General features: G+C 60.7%; 12 protein-coding genes and 2 pseudogenes. 9 read left to right on the top strand and 5 right to left on the bottom strand.

The features are described 5' to 3' along the window. The first annotated feature begins 48 nt into the window (after positions 1 to 48). The 3 genes from PSH84_RS18155 (at position 49) to PSH84_RS18145 (ending at position 3,530) form a co-directional block, all read left to right on the top strand. Complete coding sequence (locus PSH84_RS18155) at positions 49 to 840, top strand: transporter substrate-binding domain-containing protein (RefSeq protein WP_122569422.1); 792 nt, start codon at positions 49 to 51, stop codon at positions 838 to 840. A gap of 96 nt (positions 841 to 936) precedes the next feature. Further along, complete coding sequence (locus PSH84_RS18150) at positions 937 to 2,814, top strand: DUF294 nucleotidyltransferase-like domain-containing protein (RefSeq protein ID WP_305470913.1); 1,878 nt, start codon at positions 937 to 939, stop codon at positions 2,812 to 2,814. After that, positions 2,811 to 3,530 carry a 3'-5' exonuclease gene (locus tag PSH84_RS18145; protein ID WP_305470912.1) on the top strand — a complete coding sequence of 240 codons (720 nt, stop codon included), beginning with the start codon at positions 2,811 to 2,813 and terminating at the stop codon, positions 3,528 to 3,530. The genes PSH84_RS18150 and PSH84_RS18145 overlap by 4 nt, the downstream gene beginning before the upstream one ends. A 48-nt stretch (positions 3,531 to 3,578) precedes the next feature. On the opposite strand, the gene PSH84_RS18140 is transcribed toward PSH84_RS18145, so the two are convergent. The 4 genes and pseudogenes from PSH84_RS18140 to PSH84_RS18125 form a co-directional block, all read right to left on the bottom strand. Further along, positions 3,579 to 5,339: a BCCT family transporter gene (locus tag PSH84_RS18140; protein ID WP_305470911.1), complete on the bottom strand. Its 1,761-nt coding sequence runs from the start codon at positions 5,337 to 5,339 to the stop codon at positions 3,579 to 3,581. 190 nt (positions 5,340 to 5,529) lie between these two features. Then, positions 5,530 to 6,551, bottom strand: a pseudogene (locus PSH84_RS18135) (TRAP transporter substrate-binding protein). 50 nt (positions 6,552 to 6,601) lie between these two features. Next, on the bottom strand, positions 6,602 to 7,882 hold the full coding sequence (locus tag PSH84_RS18130) for a TRAP transporter large permease subunit (protein WP_305481488.1): 1,281 nt from the start codon (positions 7,880 to 7,882) through the stop codon (positions 6,602 to 6,604). After that, positions 7,879 to 8,439, bottom strand: coding sequence for a TRAP transporter small permease (locus tag PSH84_RS18125; RefSeq protein WP_305470908.1), 561 nt, complete (start codon positions 8,437 to 8,439; stop codon positions 7,879 to 7,881). Before PSH84_RS18125 ends, PSH84_RS18130 begins: the two co-directional genes overlap by 4 nt. Positions 8,440 to 9,359: 920 nt before the next feature. Here PSH84_RS18125 and wecB point away from each other — a divergent pair. The 6 genes and pseudogenes from wecB (at position 9,360) to PSH84_RS18095 (ending at position 18,360) form a co-directional block, all read left to right on the top strand. After that, a pseudogene (gene wecB / locus PSH84_RS18120) lies at positions 9,360 to 10,590 on the top strand (non-hydrolyzing UDP-N-acetylglucosamine 2-epimerase). Between the two features lie 39 nt (positions 10,591 to 10,629). Next, the gene (locus PSH84_RS18115; RefSeq protein WP_305481487.1) at positions 10,630 to 12,843 is read left to right on the top strand and encodes a hypothetical protein; all 2,214 of its coding nucleotides are present in this window, start codon (positions 10,630 to 10,632) and stop codon (positions 12,841 to 12,843) included. 12 nt (positions 12,844 to 12,855) lie between these two features. Next, positions 12,856 to 14,970: a glycosyl transferase family protein gene (locus PSH84_RS18110; RefSeq protein WP_122569430.1), complete on the top strand. Its 2,115-nt coding sequence runs from the start codon at positions 12,856 to 12,858 to the stop codon at positions 14,968 to 14,970. Beyond that, positions 14,967 to 16,958: a bacteriophage N4 adsorption protein A gene (locus PSH84_RS18105; RefSeq protein ID WP_305481486.1), complete on the top strand. Its 1,992-nt coding sequence runs from the start codon at positions 14,967 to 14,969 to the stop codon at positions 16,956 to 16,958. Before PSH84_RS18110 ends, PSH84_RS18105 begins: the two co-directional genes overlap by 4 nt. Before the next feature lie 177 nt (positions 16,959 to 17,135). Next, positions 17,136 to 17,921, top strand: a complete 786-nt coding sequence (locus tag PSH84_RS18100) for an alpha-amylase family protein (protein ID WP_240998554.1) — start codon at positions 17,136 to 17,138, stop codon at positions 17,919 to 17,921. Positions 17,922 to 18,111: 190 nt separating this feature from the next. Continuing rightward, positions 18,112 to 18,360, top strand: a complete 249-nt coding sequence (locus tag PSH84_RS18095; protein ID WP_122569433.1) for a phage infection protein — start codon at positions 18,112 to 18,114, stop codon at positions 18,358 to 18,360. A gap of 190 nt (positions 18,361 to 18,550) precedes the next feature. Here the strand turns inward: PSH84_RS18095 and hpaR are convergent, their stop codons facing one another. Continuing rightward, a complete protein-coding gene (hpaR, locus tag PSH84_RS18090) occupies positions 18,551 to 18,973 on the bottom strand; it encodes a homoprotocatechuate degradation operon regulator HpaR (protein WP_060742174.1) in 423 nt (140 codons plus the stop codon). Between the last annotated feature and the right edge of the window lie 93 nt (positions 18,974 to 19,066).

Raw genomic sequence — 19,066 nt, 5'->3', positions numbered from 1 at the left:
CTACACTCCCCGGTCTTGTTCCCTTCCCTTGCGAGGCATCCAATCCCGATGAAAACCATAACAAGCTCGATGACGTTCTGTGGCCTGTTGGCGTTCTCCTGCAGCGCCCTGGCCGAGCCGGCACCCTCGCTGCTGGATCAGGTCCTGCAACGTGGCGAACTGAAGGTATGCACCACCGGCGACTACAAGCCCTATACCTTTAAAACCCAAGCAGGCGAATACGAAGGCATCGATATCGACATGGCGCGCTCCCTGGCCGCCAGCCTGGGCGTCAAGGTGCAATGGGTGCAGACCACTTGGAAAACCCTGATGCCGGATATGGTTGCAGGCAAATGCGACATCGGCATGGGCGGGATTTCGGTGACGCTGGAGCGCCAGAAAAAGGCCTATTTCAGTACCACTCTGGACGTGGATGGCAAGATCCCGCTGGTGCGTTGCGAAGACAAGGAGCGCTACCAGACGCTCGAACAGATGAACCAGCCTTCGGTGCGTCTTGTCGAGCCGGCCGGCGGCACCAACGAAGCCTTCGTCCGGGCGTTTCTGCCCAACGGCCAGCTCAGCTTCCATGACAACGTGACCATCTTCCAGCAACTCCTGGACAAGAAAGCCGACGTGATGATTACCGACGCGTCGGAAGCGCTCTACCAGCAAAAACTCAAGCCCGGCCTGTGCGCCGTCAACCCGACCCGCTACCTGCAATATGGCGAGAAGGCCTACCTGCTGCCGCGGGATGACAACACCTGGAAGATGTACGTCGATCAGTGGCTGCACTTGAGTAAAGCCAATGGCAGCTATCAGAAGGTGATTGGGCAATGGCTCGCGGTGCCTGAAGGCCAGTAACGAAACGGTGGTCGCGCACACTCGCCAATACCGGATTTGTGCGCGGCGCCAGGGTCTGGCATGTTGATCCTCTGAAGCGAACAGCCATGAGGCCCCATGCAAATCGAACTCTTGGAAATCAGCGAGCATTTGCATCGCTTTCCCCCATTCGATGACCTGCCCCAGACAACGCTGGAAGACATTGCCCGGCGTGTCGAGGTCGCCTATTTCAAGGCCGGCAGCCCTATCCTCGAAGCAGGTGCTGCCTTACATGACCTGCACTACGTACGCAGTGGTGCAGTCGAGGTGTATCGGCGCGACGGCGAGTTGTATGACCGTCTGGTGGAGGGCGATATTTTCGGTCAGGCCGGCCTGCTACGCAGCAACAAGGTGCGCTTTCCGGCCAAGGCCCTGGAAGATAGCCTGATCTATTTCATCCCGGCGGATGTCATTGCCCAATTGTGCAAGCGGCACGACAGCTTCGCCGATTTTGTCGAAGCCGAAGGTTACTCCAGGCTCAAATCGGCCGTTGAGGCCCAAGGGCGCGCGAGCGATCTGATCCAGCTTAAATCCCGAGCATTGATTTCCCGGAAACTGGTCTGGGTCACGCCACTGACCCGCGTCCAGGAAGCCGCACAGCTGATGACCGAACAAAGCGTTTCCTGTGTCGTCGTCCTGGAGCGGGCCGGGCATAACCCCGGGAAAATGCTCGGCATCGTGACCGACCGGGACCTGCGCACTCGTGTGGTGGCCGCCAACCGCAGCGGCGACACTACCATCGGCGAAGTGATGTCCAACGATCCGGTGTCCATCCAGGCCGACGACTCGCTGTTCGAGGCCATGCTGTGCATGCTTCGAAGCAACATTCACCATCTTCCTGTGATGCATAAGGGCCGCGCCCTGGGCCTGATCAATCTGTCGGACATTATCCGGCACGAGTCCCAGAGCAGCTTGTACCTGGTGAACAGCATCTCCAACCAGACCAGCGTCGAAGGTCTGCGATCATTGCTACGGGATCTACGCGGCACTTACATTCGCATGGTGCGCGACGGTGCCACCGCCCACATGATCGGCAGCGCCATTTCAGGCATTGGTCGCGCCTTCACCCAGCGTCTGCTCGAACTGGCGGAAAGGGAGTTGGGGCCGCCGCCGATTCCCTACTGCTTCATGGTGCTGGGCTCGATGGCCCGGGATGAACAGTTGCTGGTGACCGACCAGGACAACGCCCTGGTGCTGGATGATCGTTTCGACCCGCCCCTGCACGATGAGTACTTCAGGAAGTTGGCCACATTTGTCAGTGACGGGCTCGCCGCGTGCGGCTTCAGTTACTGCAAGGGCGGGATCATGGCGACCAACGCCCAGTGGCGTCAGCCGTTGCGAGTCTGGCGCGACTATTTCACCCAGTGGATTGAAAAGCCGAACGCCGCCACCCTGCTTAACGCTTGCATTTTCTTTGATCTGGACGGGGTCTATGGTCGGTTGGAAATGGTCAACGAGCTCAAAGCGCTTTGCGCTGAAAAACCAAAGGCCACGCCAGCCTTCCTGGCGGCAATGGCGCGTAACGCACTGAACAGGACACCGCCCCTGGGTTTCTTCCGCACGTTTGTCATGGAAACCGACGGGGAGCAAAAACAGATCATCAACCTGAAGGGACGTGGCACGGCGCCCCTTACCGACCTGATCCGAATTCATGCGTTGGCTTGCGCAAGTACCGCACAAAACTCCTTTGATCGACTCGAAGCCATCAGCACGACGAAATGGCTGCAACCGCAAGCCATCGATCATCTACGCTACGCATTGGAGTTCCTGTCGATGGTGCGCATACGGCACCAGGTCCATGCCATCGAGCAGGGCCAGACGCCAGACAACTACATCGAGCCCGAGCGCTTTTCAACCATTGAGCGCCACAACCTCAAGGAAGCGTTCCAAGTGTTGAGCAATGCGCAAAAATTCTTGCGCTTCCGCTATCCCGGCCACGCGCGGCCAACACGATGAGCGCTTCACGGAACCCGAACAGGCAGGCAACGCCAGACTGGCCAGCGCGCTTTGCACAGCTGGCACAGCAAGCCAGACACCCTCTCTTGCAACGTTTCTACCAGGCCGGCGTTGCCAACGGACAGACGCCGCTGGAGCAGGTGGACCTGCTGGCCTTGGACCTGGAAACCACCGGGTTGGATGCCCGTATCGACAGCATCGTCAGCATTGGCCTGATACCGTTGACGCTAAAGCGGATACGCTGCGGCGCAGCGCTGTACTGGATCATCAAACCCGCGCGACTGACCCACGAATCGGTAACGTTCCATCGCATCACCCACGCAGATATTCGCCATGCCCCCCGGTTGCCGGACATCATGGAACAGCTGCTGGAAGCAATGACGGGGAAGATCATGGTGGTGCACTACCGGGCCATCGAACGTGATTTCCTGGATCAGGCGTTTCGTCACCATTGGGGAGAAGGTCTGCAATTTCCAGTCATTGACACCATGCAACTCGAGGCGCGGCAGGTCCGGGGCCCTCGCAACTGGCTAGACCGACTGTTGCAACGCCCTCTCGCGTCCATCCGGCTGGCGGACAGCCGACCGCGCTACCACCTGCCGCCCTACCACGCCCATCAGGCCTTGACCGATGCCTTGGCCACGGCCGAACTGCTGCAAGCCCAAGTCGCCACGCACTACAGCCCTGACGTTGCGATTGGAGAACTTTGGGACTGAGGCCGACGATGGAACATGACGCTTTCCATCATCGGCATTCGTCGACCATCAGGATCGTGGTTCGGAGAGCAATCCCTTGACCAGCGAAATGCAGCCCAGCAGCAGGACAATGGCGAAGGGCAATCCGGTGGACACTGCCATGGCCTGCAAGGCAACCAGCCCCCCTCCCAGCAACAATGCGATGGCGATCACGCCTTCAATGACCGCCCAGAAGACCCGCTGCGGAACGGGCGCGTCAACCTTTCCTCCCGCCGTGATCGTATCGATCACCAGCGAGCCGGAGTCCGAGGAGGTGGTGAAGAACACGATCACCAGCACAATGCCCAGCAGCGACGAAATTTCCTTGAGGGGCAGCCCTTCAAGCATGACGAACAGCTTGAGTTCCAGCACGGCATCCGTCACACCGCTAAGCCCCCCCAGGGTGGCCTGATCAATGGCCGTCCCGCCAAAGGTCGTCATCCACAGCACCGACACCAGCGAAGGCACCAGCAATACCGAAATCAGGAACTCACGAACGGTACGGCCACGACTGACCCTCGCGATGAACATGCCCACGAACGGCGACCAACTGATCCACCAGGCCCAGTAGAACGCGGTCCAGCCCTGGGTGAACTCAGTGTCCGTGCGCCCGAAAGGATTGGACAATGCCGGCAGATATTCAACGTAGGTCACCACGTTCTTGAAGAACCCGGTGAGGATGGCCAGGGTTGGCCCCACGACAATGATGAACAGGAGCAACAGGAGCGCCAGGCCCATGTTGATTTCGGACAACAGCTTGACCCCCTTTTCCAGCCCGGCAAGTACCGACCACAGCGCAATCAGGGTGATGCCGATGATCAACAATACCTTGCTGACGTTGGTGGAGCGGATACCGAACAGGTGCTCAATCCCCGCAGCGGCCTGCTCGGCACCGATACCCAGCGATGTCGCCAGCCCAAACAGCGTGGCGAAGACCGCCAGGATGTCGATGATATGACCGGGCCATCCCCAGACACGCTCGCCCAACAGAGGATAAAAAATCGAGCGTATCGACAGCGGCAAGCCTTTGTTGAAGGAAAACAGCGCCAGGGACAACGCAACGATGGCGTAGATGGCCCAAGGATGCAGACCCCAATGAAAGATAGTCGCAGCCATCGCCAGGTCCGCGGCGCCTTTCATGTCACCCTTTGCGCCCTCAAGGGGAGCCCAATCCGTACGCACGCCACTGGCATCGACCGTGACGCCGCCCATTGCGGCGGCGTAATGCGACATCGGCTCCGCAACACCATAGAACATCAGCCCGATGCCCATCCCGGCGGCGAACAACATGGAAAACCACCCCAGGTACGTATGATCCGGTGTGGCGTCGCGACCACCCAACCGAACCCTGCCCAGAGGTGAAACAATCAGCGCCAGGCACAGTAATACGAAGATATTGCCTGCGCTCATGAAGAACCAGGCCAAGTGCCGGGTCAACCAACTGCGCATTGCGCTGAACAGCGGTTCGACTTCGTTTTGCAGGGCTAATGTCATGACGACGAACAGCAAAACGGTGGCGGCAGAGATCAGGAAGACTTTGCCATGGATATCCAGAGAGAACGAAAACTCACCGCTAATATTGTCCTGTCCTATGACATAGTCGGTTTCAATGAGATTTGCCTCGCCGCTGGGGGCTGGTATTCCCTCCGTGCCGGGCGCCTGGGATTTTCCTGATAGATTGCCTACAGGATTTTTACCCACGTGAACCTCCTTTGATATATGCCACGCGCATGCGTGCCATGGCCTGATTAGTCCTGCCGCTCCAAAATGAAAACGAGATGAGCGTGCCATAGCCTAACAAGTCTGGAGGCATGACCAGGGCATCGAGACCGGCCATGACTGTTCTACAAACGCCAATACGCTCCTAGGGCAAGGCGGCATCTCTGGTTCATGCCTTGGAAAAATTCGGTCGCAGACGCAACGAAGGGCGCCGAGACACTGCTCCGACGCCCTTCATCCCCCAATAGGGTGTGACTTCAACTCAATGGGCGGCACGCACCTTGGCAATCTCGTCATACATCGTCTTCACCAGGTCCCCATCCAAGGATTTAGCGAACTTGTCGACCACCGGTTTCACCCGCTCACGCAAGCGATCTTTCTCGGCTGGGCTGATCTCGTTGACGGTCATCGCAGCCGCCAACGTGGCCTTGGCCTTGTCCATGCTCGCCGCCGTGACTTCACGCTGGAATGCTTGCGCCTCGGCCGCGGCCGCGCGAATCAGCGCTTTCTCATCGTCGTTGAGGCGGGTTCCAGGTTTTCTGGCTGATGATCAACGACTGCGGGTTGAAGATATGCCCCGTGACGGAAAGATACTTTTGCACCTCGTAGAACTTGTTGCCCTCAATCACCGTGAAAGGGTTTTCCTGGCCGTCGATGGTGTGCTGCTCCAGGCCGGTGTAGACCTCTGGGAACGCCATCGGCACCGGGTTGGCGCCCAGGGCGGAGAAGGTCTCCAGGTAGATCGGCGACTGGATGACGCGAATCTTCAGGCCCTGCATGTCTTCAAGCTTGGTCACCGGGTGCTTGCTGTTGGTCAGGTTGCGAAAACCCAGATCCCAATAACCCCAGCCCTACCAGCCCTTTGCTGTCCAGTTGCGCCGCCAGTTTCTGCCCGACCGGCCCATCGATGACCGCATGAGCTTCCTCTACGTTGTTGAACAGGAACGGAAAATCGAGCATGGCGTAATCCGGTGCCTGGGCGGCCAGGATGCCGGAGTTGAGCACCGTGATGTCCAGTGTGCCGCCCTGCAACGCCGATACCGTTTGCACATCACCGCCCAACGTACCGCCAGGGAACAGGCGGACCTTGAGCTTGCCGCCGCTCTTTTCGCTGAGCAGGTCGGCGAACTTCTGTGCGCCCTGGCCCTGGGGGTGTTCCTTGACGTTCTGGAAGGCGAACCGCAGGGTTCGTTCGCGGATCTCGTCCGCGTGGCTGGCCGCGCCGGTCAACAGCAAGCCCGTCGCGCACGCGCCGGCCAGCAGGGTTTTCATCAGTTTTCCCATGTCACTCTCCGATCGTTATTGTTTTTAAGGTCGAGCTAACAGCACCAGTGTTATCCGGTAAAAAATTTCAATGGCCCCAGGACCAACTGCGGGAACAGGATCAACAGGAACAACACCACAAACTGCGCAAGCATGAACGGCCACACCCCACGCACGATCTCCTCGAAGTCCAGCTTGGCCACCCCGCAAACCACGTTGAGCACAGTGCCCACCGGCGGTGTGATCAGGCCGATGGCCGTGTTGATCAGGAACAGCACGCCGAAGTACACCGGATCGATCCCCGCCTGGATGACGGCTGGCATCAGCACCGGGGTGAGGATGAGGATGGTCGGAGTCATGTCCATCACCGTGCCCACCAGGATGATCAGCACCATCATTACCAGCAGCAGAAAGGTCTGGTTGTCCATGAACGGCGCCAGCAGCTCCGCCAATTGGCCCGGCAGATCGGCGATGGTCACCAGCCACGATGAAACCATGGCCGCCGCCACCAGCAGCATCACCACCGAGGTGGTCTTGGCCGAAGACAGGATCACTTCGTACAACTGGCTGACTTTCATTTCGCGGTAGATCACCAGGGACACGAACAGCGAATAAACCGCCGCGACCACCGCTGCTTCCGTGGGCGTGAAGATGCCGAATTTAAGGCCCAGGATGATGATCAAGGGCAGGCCCATGGCCCAACTGCCGTCGAGCAACGTGCGCAGCACTTCGGCACGAGAACGCTTGGGCGGTGTCTCGACGTTTTCACTGCGAGAGATGTACCACCAAGCCACGGCCAGCGAAGCCCCAAGCATCAGCCCCAGCACGATACCGGCCAGAAACAGCTTGGAAATCGACACCCCGGACGCCACGCCAAAGACGATGAAGCCAATGCTCGGCGGAATGACCGGCGCGATGATGCTGCCGGCGGCGATCAGGCCGGCCGAGCGCCCGCGGTTATGCCCGGCCAACACCATCATCGGCACCAGCAGCGCCGCCAGGGCCGCCGCATCGGCCACGGCCGAACCGGACAGCGAGGCCAGCAGGCAGGACGCGATGATCGCCACGTAACCGAGACCACCGCGCTTGTGCCCTACCAGCGCCATGGCAATGTTGACGATGCGTTTGGACAGGCCACCGACGTTCATGATTTCGCCGGCCAACATGAAGAACGGCACGGCCATCAGCGGAAAACTGTCCGCGCCGTTGAGCAGGTTCTGGGCAATGATTTGCGCATCGAACAGATCCAGGTAAACCATCAACGCCACGCTGACCACGAGCAAGGCAAACGCGATGGGCATGCCCAGCGCCATGCTGCCCATCAAGGACCCGAGGAAAATAACCAGTGTCATGGGTGGGTACTCTTGATGGGGTCAGCGGTGGCGGCGTTATGCGTGATCACCTCGGCGTCGTTGTCCTTGACCATCACCAGCTCGTCATCCCCCAGCTTGCCGAACAGCGCCAGGTAGAGCTCGTAGAGCAGGATCGGCGCAGCACTGGCGCCGAACACCAGGCCGGCGCCATAGAACAGCGCCATGGACAATCCCGACGCCGGGGCGACTACATCCAGGTTGATCGCCGCCTGTTGCCAACTGCCACTGAAGATCAGCCAGCAGATGTACAACATCAGCAGATGGCCGATGACCAGGCAGATACGCTTGCCGACCGCCGGCAAGCGCTTGACCAGGCTGTCCATGCCCAGGTGGGCACGGTCCTTGAGCGCCACCAGGGCACCGAGAAAAATCATCCAGACGAAGAACCAGCGCGACAGCTCCTCCGACACACTGATGCCCGAGTTGAACGCATAGCGCAGCACCACATTGCCGAACACCAGCACGATCATCGCGACCATGCACAACACGATCAGCAGCTTCAGCAGCTTGAAATACAGATCCACGACTTTTGTCATCTTGGAAACCTCCGAGGCTTGTCGAGCGCCCACGTCCCACTGGCGCGATAACTTCTGCAACAGCACTGGACCGCTATCGGATCGAACCTGGGAGGCTGGGGGATGCGTTAGAAAGATGGATCAAGGACAAAGCGTGGGGCGCGCGAATGGGCATGGGGTTTCCTCTATTTTTATTATGGTCTTTGCCACGATGGGCAAGACAGGTGCCGCTAAAATGTACCACCCGGTTAGTTTGGTCAATAACCCAGGCAGGTGCACCACACAAAGCGTGCGATTATCGGTCGGGAGGCTTCGACGACTAATGGGTACCTGGCTTAGGAGCAATCCAATCGGCGTAACTTTCTTATTGCAAGTAACGACTGTGCCTAGTGGGATTTTGCATTTGGAATGGATCCATTTTATTTAATATAAAAACTCAAAATAAATTGAACTTTCAATAGATAATTAAGTTCGCGACCAACTCATTAGTTCTTAAAGCCGTTACCACGACGACTTACAGGCGTCATTCCAGTGGCACGCCGCATTTGGGAACAACGTAAAATAAGGCGCCAAAAAAATCACGGCGCCACGCCTTTTAGTATCAATCGAGTATTAAACAGGCACGAAAATACAAAAAATACCTTTAATATCAATAGCTAATTGAAGTTAAAAAAATCAGAAATCCAACCTTTGCTCCACCACCAAAACACCTTTAAAAAATTATTAATCAACTTATTCATATAAACCTTTGCGCTCACGATGTTTGGTGCTATTAATTCTCCGCCCCGAACTTCAAGATGCCACTACGTCACTTCCTGTGCACGTCAAGCCGCTGTCTGACACCGGGCCAACTTAACTTAAATCGCTTGTTTGCTCGAACGCCCCCATCGCGTCCGGGCGGGCTGTTGTGCGGCGCAGCAAACTGCGCGAGGAAGGGCGTCATCGCAACTCATCATCCACGCATCAGGATCCTCTCGATCTTCGGCACCCGTCCGGAGGCCATCAAGATGGCGCCCTTGGTCAAGGCCCTTGCCGCCGAACCGGGCATCGAGTCGCTGATCTGCGTCACCGGCCAGCATCAGAGCATGCTCAAGCAGGTACTGGATCTGTTCGAGCTCAAGGCCGATTTCACCCTCGACGTGATGACGCCGCACCAGACTCTCAACTCCCTGACCGCCGCGTTGTACGCCGCCATCGACCCGGTGCTGGAACAAACCCGGCCGGATCGGGTGCTGGTTCACGGCGACACCACGTCGGCCATGGTGGCTTCGATGGCCGCCTTCCATCGACGCATCCCCGTCGGCCATGTGGAAGCCGGCCTGCGCACCGGAGACATCTACAGCCCTTGGCCGGAAGAAATGAACCGACGGTGCATCGACCTCGGCGCCGATCTGCTATTCGCCCCCACCGGACAGTCCCGCGATAACTTGCTGGGGGAACGCCTGCAAGGCCGTTGCCTGGTGACCGGCAACACCGTGATCGACGCGCTGCAACTGACGGCCCGGCGCATCAACGACGATGCCCGGTTGCGTAGCGAACTGGACCAACAGTTCCCGTTCCTGCAGACCGGACGCAAACTGCTGCTGGTGACCGGCCACCGCCGGGAAAACTTCGGCGAGGGCTTCCTCGACATCTGCAAGGCCCTGCGCCACCTGGCCCAGCGCCCGGATATCCAGATCGTCTACCCGGTGCACCTCAATCCCAACGTGCTGGGCCCGGTGACCGAGCAACTGGGCGAGTTGCTCAATGTGCATTTGATCAAGCCGCTGGACTACCTGGCGTTCGTGCGCCTGATGCAACACGCCCATGTCATCCTCACCGACTCCGGTGGCGTGCAGGAAGAAGCGCCGTCCCTGGGCAAACCGGTGCTGGTGATGCGCGACGTCACCGAACGCCCGGAAGCAGTGGCGGCGGGCACGGTGCGCCTGGTCGGCACCTCGCCGGCATCGATCATCGCCGGCGTGGATGCGCTGTTCGACGATGACGCGTCATGGCGCCGCGCCTCACAAGCGGCCAATCCTTATGGCGACGGCAAGGCCAGCCAACGCATCGTCGATACCTTGATGGGCCGCCCCGGTCGACGACTTTGTCGTGGCCCCGCTGCCTGCCCAACGGCAGCCCGTCTATCGGTCGCTGTCCGAGCCACGCGAGCTGCTCGCCGATTTCAACTGAACAACTGCTATTCCCCTTATCAGATCGAGACTTGCCTGAATGAAGCCTTCCGTTGCCATCCCTACGGGTGCGCTCAGCGCCCTTGCCTGTGGCTTGAGCCTGCTCGCGCTCATGCCGACCTTTGCCCTGGCCGCGGACAGCCCGCTGACCCAGGCCATTCATCGACTCAACGCTGATACCCGCCAGACACGTGAGGTTCGCTTGAGCGACCTGGGCATCACGGCGCCGATCCTCTTGAGCGCCAGCGACGCCCGCCGCGAGCTCTACCTGCCGGTCCCCGCCGGCGTTACCCTCGAAGACGCGACGCTGCAACTGGACGCCAGCTACCTCAATGGCGAAGGCGGCCGCAACACCCTGCTGCTGTCCCTCGACGGCTACCCGGTGCGTGCCGAAGGGCTCAGCGAGGCACAAGGCGATGCCAGCGCCAGGCTCGGCGTCGACAAGGCCGCACGTGACAACGGTCTGGTGCGCCTGGGCGTTGCCTGGTCCTCGATAGTGTCTCGACCATTGTGCGAAGACGATCGGGTCATCGGTAATGTGCTGCGCATCCAACCTGAAACACGCCTGAACTACAGCTACGACGCCAGCCAGTTGCGCGACGTCGGTGCGGCCTGGGCGGCCCTGCCCGGCGAGCCCGGCATTCTCGTTGCGCCCGGTTCATTGTCCGCCGCCAGCTACGATTCAGCCTGGCGCCTGGGCGTGGCGCTGGAGCGCATCGGCAAACACAGCCGCATCCTGCCCTTCCCCGCCGTGCAAGACAGCGTGGACCTGGGCAACCTGCACATCCCTGCCGAGTTATTGAGCATTCCGGCCTTCGCCAGCCTTAATGGCAAAGGCCCGCACACCTTGGCCAACCCGGCCGAGATCGGCGCACTGCTGGTGTTAGGCCAGACCCCGAACGTCCAGGCTGACCTGGCGATCAACGAGCCTGCGCTGCTCAAAGCTATCAACCAATCCCTGGACGCGTTGCAAAGCCAGGTCCAGGGACTCGACACGACTGCGGCCAGCGCACTGACCCAGTGGCGCGAACAGCACATCAACGCAGCACTCGCAGGCGCCGGCACTGACAACGTACGCCTGGCCCTGCTGGGCACTCGCCCGGTGCTGATGATCGCCCCAGAATCCACCGGCAAAGCCTTGTCCCTGCTCGGTACGGCCTGGAGCAAACTGGCGCGAAGTCGCCAATTGACCGTGAGCGAAGCGCAAACGCCGTTGAGCGAAGACGGCCGTGTGGTCCTGTCGCGACTGGGCGGCGCCCCCGGCACTTTCGACGTGGCGTCACGCTTCGACTGGAGCACTACGTTTCCCCTGGGCAGTGTCGCTTATGACGGTCGCCTGCCCGTCACGGCCGTGGTGGACGTCTCCGCCGCCCCGGGGGCTTCCGATACGGCACCGGTGGCTTCACTGTTTTTCAATGACTTCCTGATTGGTGCGCAGCAACTGACCCCCAACGGTGAATCGCAACGCATCCAGGCCCATATCCCACGTTACGCCCTGGGGTCGCAGAACATATTGCGCGTGTCGTTCCAACGTCAGCCGGTCAGCGACCGCTGCCTGGAAACGCCGCAAGCCTTCCCAGTGTCGGTCCTGCCGACCAGCCATATTGTCGTGGAAAAAACCTCGCTGGACGACGATTTCTCCGGCCTGGCCGCACGCTTCGCCGCCGACACCCAGATCCTGGTGCCCCAGGCCTACCTCGACCAACCGGCCAGCAGCCTGGCGCGGGTCATTGCGGTGGCTGATGCCAGCGGTGTATCGCCGCTGCGAGCGCAGCTCAAGGTGAGCGCTGATCCAAAAGCCGTCGTCAGCCCGGACAAAGCCTTCCTGGCCTTCGAGTTGGCGCTCAAGGGCAGCCAGGAATCGGTCCAGGTCGACGAGCAGGGTCGCCTGCGCATCAACCACAAGGACCAAGCGCTGCTGGACATACAGCCCCTCAACCAATTGGCCTCGCTGCAAGTGGTGCAGAGCTCGGGCCAATACGGGCTGGTCTATCGGACCCTGGGCAATCAGCCGCCAAGCCTGGCCAAGCCAATCGTGCTGACCCGTGGCGACGTGGCGATTCTGGGCAACAACGGCGCCGTGGCGATCCTCGATACCCAGGACCCCAGCGGCAGCCTGTTGATCGGCCGCGAGGAACCCAAGGGGCTGGATGCCTGGCGCAAACCGTCGCTGCTCTGGCTGATTCCAGGCGCCATTATCCTGTTCCTCCTCTTGTTGCTGGCAGGCCGTAGCGCCCGTCGCAATCGCCAGTAACGGTACCCTTCGATGACGTCGCTTTATTGGCCCTATTGGCTGGCCCACTACTACAACTACCTGGAAGCCGCGACCATCGTGGTCGCGGTACTGATCCTGATCTCCAGCCTGGACGATCTGATCATTGACCTGTGGTACTGGTCTCGTCGCCTGTACCGCAAGTTCACCGTGAACCGTCGCTACCGGCCACTGACCGTCGAGCAATTGTTGGCCCGGGACGAACAGCCCCTGGCGATCATGGTGCCGGCCTGGCTGGAATACGACGTCATCGCACCGATGATCGAGAACATGGTCTCGACACTCGACTACCAGAACTACGTGGTCTTCGTTGGTACGTACATCAACGACCAGCGCACCATCGACGAAGTCGAGCGGATGCGCAGGCGTTACAAACAACTGCACCGCGTGGAAGTGCCCCATGCCGGGCCGACCTGCAAGGCCGACTGCTTGAACTGGGTGATCCAGGCGATTTTCCTCCATGAGAAAACCCATGGCATGACCTTCGCCGGCGTCGTCCTGCACGACAGCGAGGACGTGCTGCATCCGCTTGAACTGCGTCTATTCAACTACCTGTTGCCGCGCAAGGACATGATCCAGTTGCCGGTGGTGTCTCTGGAGCGCAATTGGTACGAATGGGTGGCGGGTGTCTACATGGACGAGTTCGCCGAATGGCATGGCAAGGATCTGGTGGTGCGTGAAAGCATGACCGACACCGTGCCCTCGGCCGGCGTCGGCACCTGCTTCTCCCATCGCGCCCTGCGAGTGCTGGCCGGTGAAACCGAAAACCAGCCGTTCAACACCGACAGTCTCACCGAGGACTACGACGTGGGCGCGCGCTTGGCCAAGGTGGGCATGAATGCGATCTTCGTACGTTTCCCCGTGCAGTTCCGGGTGCTGCGCAAATCCTGGTTCCGCAAACCCTACGAATCGACCCTGACGATGCCACTGTGCGTGCGCGAGTTTTTCCCGGACACGTTTCGCACCGCCTTCCGGCAAAAGGCCCGCTGGACCCTGGGCATCGGCTTGCAAGGCTGGGAGCAGATGGGCTGGAATGGTTCGCTGGCCAACCGATACCTGCTGTTTCGCGACCGCAAGGGGGTAGTGACAGCGTTCATCAGCATCATTGCCTACGCGATCCTGGTGCAACTGCTGGGCCTGATCATCTTGCGCAACAGCGGTTTGTGGGACGTCAGTTTCCCAACGCCTTTTGAAACCAGCAGCGTAATCAAATACCTGTTGCTGGCCAACGGCGTTGCCCTGGCCTGGCGAATCCTGCATCGCTACTACTTCACCACGGTGTTGTACGGCTGGCAGCACGGCTTGCTGTCGATCCCACGCATGTTGGTGGGCAACTTCGTCAACTTCATGGCCGCCGCCCGGGCCTGGCGCATGTTCCTGGTGGGCAAGGTGATGAACCGCAAGCTGGTCTGGGACAAGACCATGCATGACTTCCCATCCACCGACCTGGTCGCCATTGCGCCGCGCCGCTTGGGCAGCGTGCTGTTGTCCTGGCAGGCTATTACCGACACCCACCTGCAAAGCGCCCTGGATGAACAGCAGTCGCGCAATGTGCCGCTGGGGCGAATTCTGCTGAATAACGGCTGGCTGGACGATGAAACCCTGGCCGAAGCCATCGCGTTCCAGAATGACCTGCCCCGGGTCTTCGACGTGGCCGAAAAAACCGCGGCCTCAACCTCGTCACTGACCAGCGAGTTTGCGTTGCGCTGGCGGGCGATTCCCTTGGGGCCCAATGGCGAAGGCCGGGAGCAGATCGCCGTCGCCAATCCGCTTTCCGACGAAGGCTTGCAGCAGGTCAGCGCCGAACTGGGCGGCGAGCCGGTGCAACTGATCGCCAGGGAAAGTGAAATTCTCGCTTTGTTGCGCCAGTTGCCCGCACGCAACGGCCACGCCGTACCGAATGCCAGTGCGCCGCTGCTGGGTGACTTGCTGATCGAAATGGGCCTGCTCGACCGCGATCAGTTCAGCCGTGCCATGTTGCAATATCGTCCGCAGCACCACGGCCGGATCGGCGATTACCTGGTGGACAGCGGCGTGCTGCCCCGGGCAACCATCGAACAAGTGGTGGCCCGTCAGCATAATCTCTACCCAACGGAGCTCCCGGCATGAACCGCCCCTTCCTGACTTTTTTGGCCACGGGGCTGAGCCTGATCCCTGCGTTTGCGCTTGCCGAGACGTTGCCGCTGCCACTGACCGGCCCGGCCTATACCGTTGCCAACGAAGCCTACAGCGCCTACGAGCGCAAGGACTACGACCTGGCCATCGCCAAGGCCCGCGAGGCCCTGCGCCTGCGTGCCGATGTGAAGCGCCTGAACACGCTGATTGAATTGGCCGAGCGGGACAAAAAGCTGCGCGACCAACCTCGGACCGCTGCATCTTCGCGCGCGGCGCCAGCTTCACCGGGTTTCGTCGCGGCGTCCCAGGGGTTCAAGGCCTACGACCGCGAACAATTCGACCTGGCCGCGCAATCGGCCCGCAAGGCCATCAGCCAGGCCCCCCGACGCCGTGAATATCGCCTGTTGCTGATCGACTCCTTGCAACGCCAGCAACACTTGGAAGAAGCCGATCGGGCCACCACCGAGGCCCTCGGCGTCTTTGCCAACGACAACACATTGTTCCTGCGCCGCAAAGCCATTCGCCGCCAATTGGCCGTACCGCTGGCGACCCAGGGCTATCGCGCCCTGGAGCAAGACAACACGACCCGCGCCGTGGACCAGGCGCGCAAAGCCGTGGCCTGGGCTCCAGAGATTGTCGCCAACCAGCAGTTGCTCATCAGTGCGCTGCTGGCGGCGAAGGATTATCCCGGTGCCGAACAGGCCGCGTCTGCCGCGCTGGCGGTGGACGACCGTCAAGCCGCCCCTTGGGTGTTGCGCAGCTATGCCCGTAACCACCAGGGCAAGTCGCAGGCGGCCCAGGATGATCTTGACCACGCCCAGAGCCTTGCGGGCCTGTCGGCAAGGGAAGCCCGTGACATCCGCTCCGCCCAGGCCCAATCCTCACCCCCCGTCCTGCTCTGCCAGGAAAGTACCTACGGTCTGACCTGCGCCATCTCGCCGGGTAACACCGGCGATCAGGCTCCGGTGAGTGATCTGCAGCTTGCTTACAATGGGGTTCGGGCCGGCGACGACGAAGCTGCCCATGCCGCGTTCCGCAAGGCGGACGCCACCGCTCGACTGGCACCGGCACCCGCCCAGGACGCCGCCTACAACGCCATGCGGGTCCATGAAGACGACGAAGCCGTGGCGTATTTCAAGCGTGTCATCGATGGGCAAAAAACCGCTGAGTCGCCCCTGTCCGCGCAACAGCTGTTCGATACCCGTCGCACCGTGGGCGATGTATCGCGCAGGCTCGGCCTGACCAGCACCACCAGCTATCGTGGCAGCAGCTCCAGTGGCCTGAGCGCCGCCCCGGGCGCCAGTAGCAGCAATGACCTGCTGCAAAACAGCACCGAGCTGTCGTGGCGTCCGCTGGGCTATCGCAACGGCCGCTTTGTCGAACTCTATGGGCGCATCACCGACACCCTGTGGAGCAAGAACAGCGATTCGGACACCGGCGCCGATGCCTTGCAAGGCGCCCTCGGCGTGCGGGTCAAGCCCTTCAGTTCGGTCAACATCATGGCCGCCCTTGAACGGACCTTCCCGCTGGGGTCTTCCAATGTCGACGGCGACTGGCTGGTGCGACTGGCCTACGGTTCGAGCATCGGTACCGATCTGCGAGTCGATGTGCCGAGCTGGTGGACCTCGCAGCTGTATGCCGAGGTCGGCCACTACCTCAACGCCTCGCGCAATTACTTCAACAGCGAATGGCAAGTGGGCCGCAGCTACGCCATCGGCGGGACCGGCTCGCGCTGGGTGGCGTTCCCCCATGTCGTCGCGGCGATCGACTACGATTCCAAGATGAAGAGCGAAGCCGGCGGCGGCTTTTCTTCCGGCGACGCCGGGGGGATCGGGATAGGAAACAACGTACGCTATTGGTTCCGGGAAGACGCCTACAACGCGCCACGCTCCTATGTGGATTTTTCCCTGCAATACCGGGCCAGGGTATTTGGCGAAGATCAGGCCAAAGGCGTGTTCGCCCGCCTGACCTACTCCTATTGAGCCCGTGGGTGTGACCGTCGCTCCATCGGCACGAAAAGCGGCTCGCCTTGCCGGGCCGCGACTACACTGCCTCCAGAAGGAACCTGTTTGAAAAGCTTCGCAACGTTCGTCCATCGCAAGACCGTCGCGGCGCTGTTAGTGGTCGCGCTCCTCGGCGCAGGTACAGGGACGTACTACATGAGCACGCTCACTGCGGCACCGAACATCGTCGGCATCGTCTGGCAGCCGGACAACCAGACCGTCGGTATCAGCGGCCATTGGGAAAAACTGGGGGTGCACGCGCTGCTGGTGCAATGGACGGTGGTGGACGACCAAGCCTTCGTGCCCGGCACCGGCTTGACCAGCGTACCGGTACTGCCGGATTGGGCGCGCATCGCCAAGGCGCCCTGGGCCCAGGATGTCATCCTTGGGCTGGCCGGTTATTTCAGCGAGAACCGCTCCCGGGACAATATCGAGCAACTGGCGGCGCTGTCGGAGCGCATCGCCGGGTTGCCGACGCCATTGCATGTCACCGGTTGGTATTTTCCGGCTGAAGTCGACCCCAGTTGGTCGCGCGCCACGGAGCTGCCGGCCTTGCTCGCCAAGCTGCCGCGACCGCTGTGGATCAGCGTCTACGACGGCGCCAATATCGGCCCAGCCGCCACCGCAGACTGGCTCAAGCAATGGCTGCCGAACGACATCGGCGTGTTTTTCCAGGACGGCGTCGGCGTCTACGCCCGCACCGCCCCGGTGGCTCGGAACTACGCCGATGCCCTGCGTGATCGGCTTGGCAAGGATCGCGTGCGGATCATCGTCGAAGCTTTCCGCCCCCAATACGGCGGTGGTTTCCGCTCCGCTACCGTCGCCGAACTCAAGCCACAACTGGCGGCCTATGCAGGCTACCCGCTCTACCTGTTCGACGGGCCGCACTACATGACCCCGGCGTTGGTGGACCAACTGAAGCAAGCCCTCGCCCAGCCCTGACCAGGCACTTGAAGCTATCCGCCCGCCCGCGCTGACTGAGTTTGTATCGGTCTGTATATGAAATGCGGACTGATACGAAATGATGAATTTCACCCTCTTCTGGCACACATCGTCGATACATCTGCGCGTTTAACTGTGCTCACCGGACAGCAGCACCCGGCCTACTCAACTAAACGCAAGGAGAATCACCATGTTCAACTTCTCGAAACTCTCGTCCTTGGCAATCGCCCTCACACTGGTTGGCGGTGTCGGCCTGGCGAACGCTGCCTCGGCAAAGAACGCCCCGGCCCAGGCTGCGCATCAACTGGCGGAAGGCGGGTCTGATCGGTTGATTCAGAATCGTGTGGCTGAAGGAGGCTCTGATCGCTTGATCGAGAATCGCGTGGCAGAAGGTGGGGCCGATCGGTTGCAGGAGTTGCGTGAACGCAGTGCGGTGTGAACACGACTTTGTGGCGAGGGAGCTTGCTCCCGCTGGGCTGCGTAGCAGCCCCTCGCCCCTCCCACTCGTTCAGGCATCGGTCGGCAGGCTTTGCGACTGCTTCGCAGTCGAGCGGGAGCAAGCTCCCTCGCCACAAAAGCTCAAAGCTCATTGGCCCAAAACTCAAGCCACATGAGTCATGAGACATGGCTCATGGCTTGATGTTCTTCAGCTCATTGAGCAAGGCGAGCAGTTGCTGCATCTTTTCCTCGCCAAACTGTTCTTCGATCCGCCGATAGTTGCCTTCCATACCCTCGCTCATGGACACGAAACACTGCTGGCCGCGCTCGGTCAGGCCCACGAAGACCCGCCGCTGGTCCTGGCTGGACTTCTGCCGACGCACCAAGCCATCGCGCTCCAGGCGACTGAGCACACCGGTCATGCTCGGCTTGAGAATGCAGGCCTGATGGGCGAGCTGGTGGCTTTCCAACTCACCTTGCTGATGGAGGATGCGGATCACTCGCCACTGCTGCTCCGTGAGGTCATGCTGGTTCAGCGCCGGGCGGAAAAAAGCCATCGCCGCTTCGCGGGCTTGCAACAGCGTCAGGGTCAAAGAAGGTCTGGGGTTGGCCATGTTCGAACTGTGTGAATGGGCGAGTCGGCAGCTTAGTGTCGTCGCCAGGCGGCTGCAAGAAGCAAAGCCGCGCTATGTCACTGTGGAAGGGGG

This window comes from Pseudomonas beijingensis, from assembly GCF_030687295.1.
GTDB classification, from domain to species: domain Bacteria; phylum Pseudomonadota; class Gammaproteobacteria; order Pseudomonadales; family Pseudomonadaceae; genus Aquipseudomonas; species Aquipseudomonas beijingensis.
This window is presented reverse-complemented; position numbering and strand designations above follow the sequence as displayed.

Excerpts from the sequence above, each read along its gene's own strand:
- hpaR (WP_060742174.1), bottom strand. The coding sequence starts at position 18,973 with ATGGCCAACCCCAGACCTTCTTTGACCCTGACGCTGTTGCAAGCCCGC.
- PSH84_RS18155 (WP_122569422.1), top strand. The coding sequence starts at position 49 with ATGAAAACCATAACAAGCTCGATGACGTTCTGTGGCCTGTTGGCGTTC.
- PSH84_RS18105 (WP_305481486.1), top strand. The coding sequence starts at position 14,967 with ATGAACCGCCCCTTCCTGACTTTTTTGGCCACGGGGCTGAGCCTGATC.
- PSH84_RS18100 (WP_240998554.1), top strand. The coding sequence starts at position 17,136 with ATGAGCACGCTCACTGCGGCACCGAACATCGTCGGCATCGTCTGGCAG.
- PSH84_RS18140 (WP_305470911.1), bottom strand. The coding sequence starts at position 5,339 with ATGGCACGCTCATCTCGTTTTCATTTTGGAGCGGCAGGACTAATCAGG.
- PSH84_RS18095 (WP_122569433.1), top strand. The coding sequence starts at position 18,112 with ATGTTCAACTTCTCGAAACTCTCGTCCTTGGCAATCGCCCTCACACTG.
- PSH84_RS18115 (WP_305481487.1), top strand. The coding sequence starts at position 10,630 with ATGAAGCCTTCCGTTGCCATCCCTACGGGTGCGCTCAGCGCCCTTGCC.
- PSH84_RS18130 (WP_305481488.1), bottom strand. The coding sequence starts at position 7,882 with ATGACACTGGTTATTTTCCTCGGGTCCTTGATGGGCAGCATGGCGCTG.
- PSH84_RS18145 (WP_305470912.1), top strand. The coding sequence starts at position 2,811 with ATGAGCGCTTCACGGAACCCGAACAGGCAGGCAACGCCAGACTGGCCA.
- PSH84_RS18125 (WP_305470908.1), bottom strand. The coding sequence starts at position 8,439 with ATGACAAAAGTCGTGGATCTGTATTTCAAGCTGCTGAAGCTGCTGATC.
- PSH84_RS18150 (WP_305470913.1), top strand. The coding sequence starts at position 937 with ATGCAAATCGAACTCTTGGAAATCAGCGAGCATTTGCATCGCTTTCCC.
- PSH84_RS18110 (WP_122569430.1), top strand. The coding sequence starts at position 12,856 with ATGACGTCGCTTTATTGGCCCTATTGGCTGGCCCACTACTACAACTAC.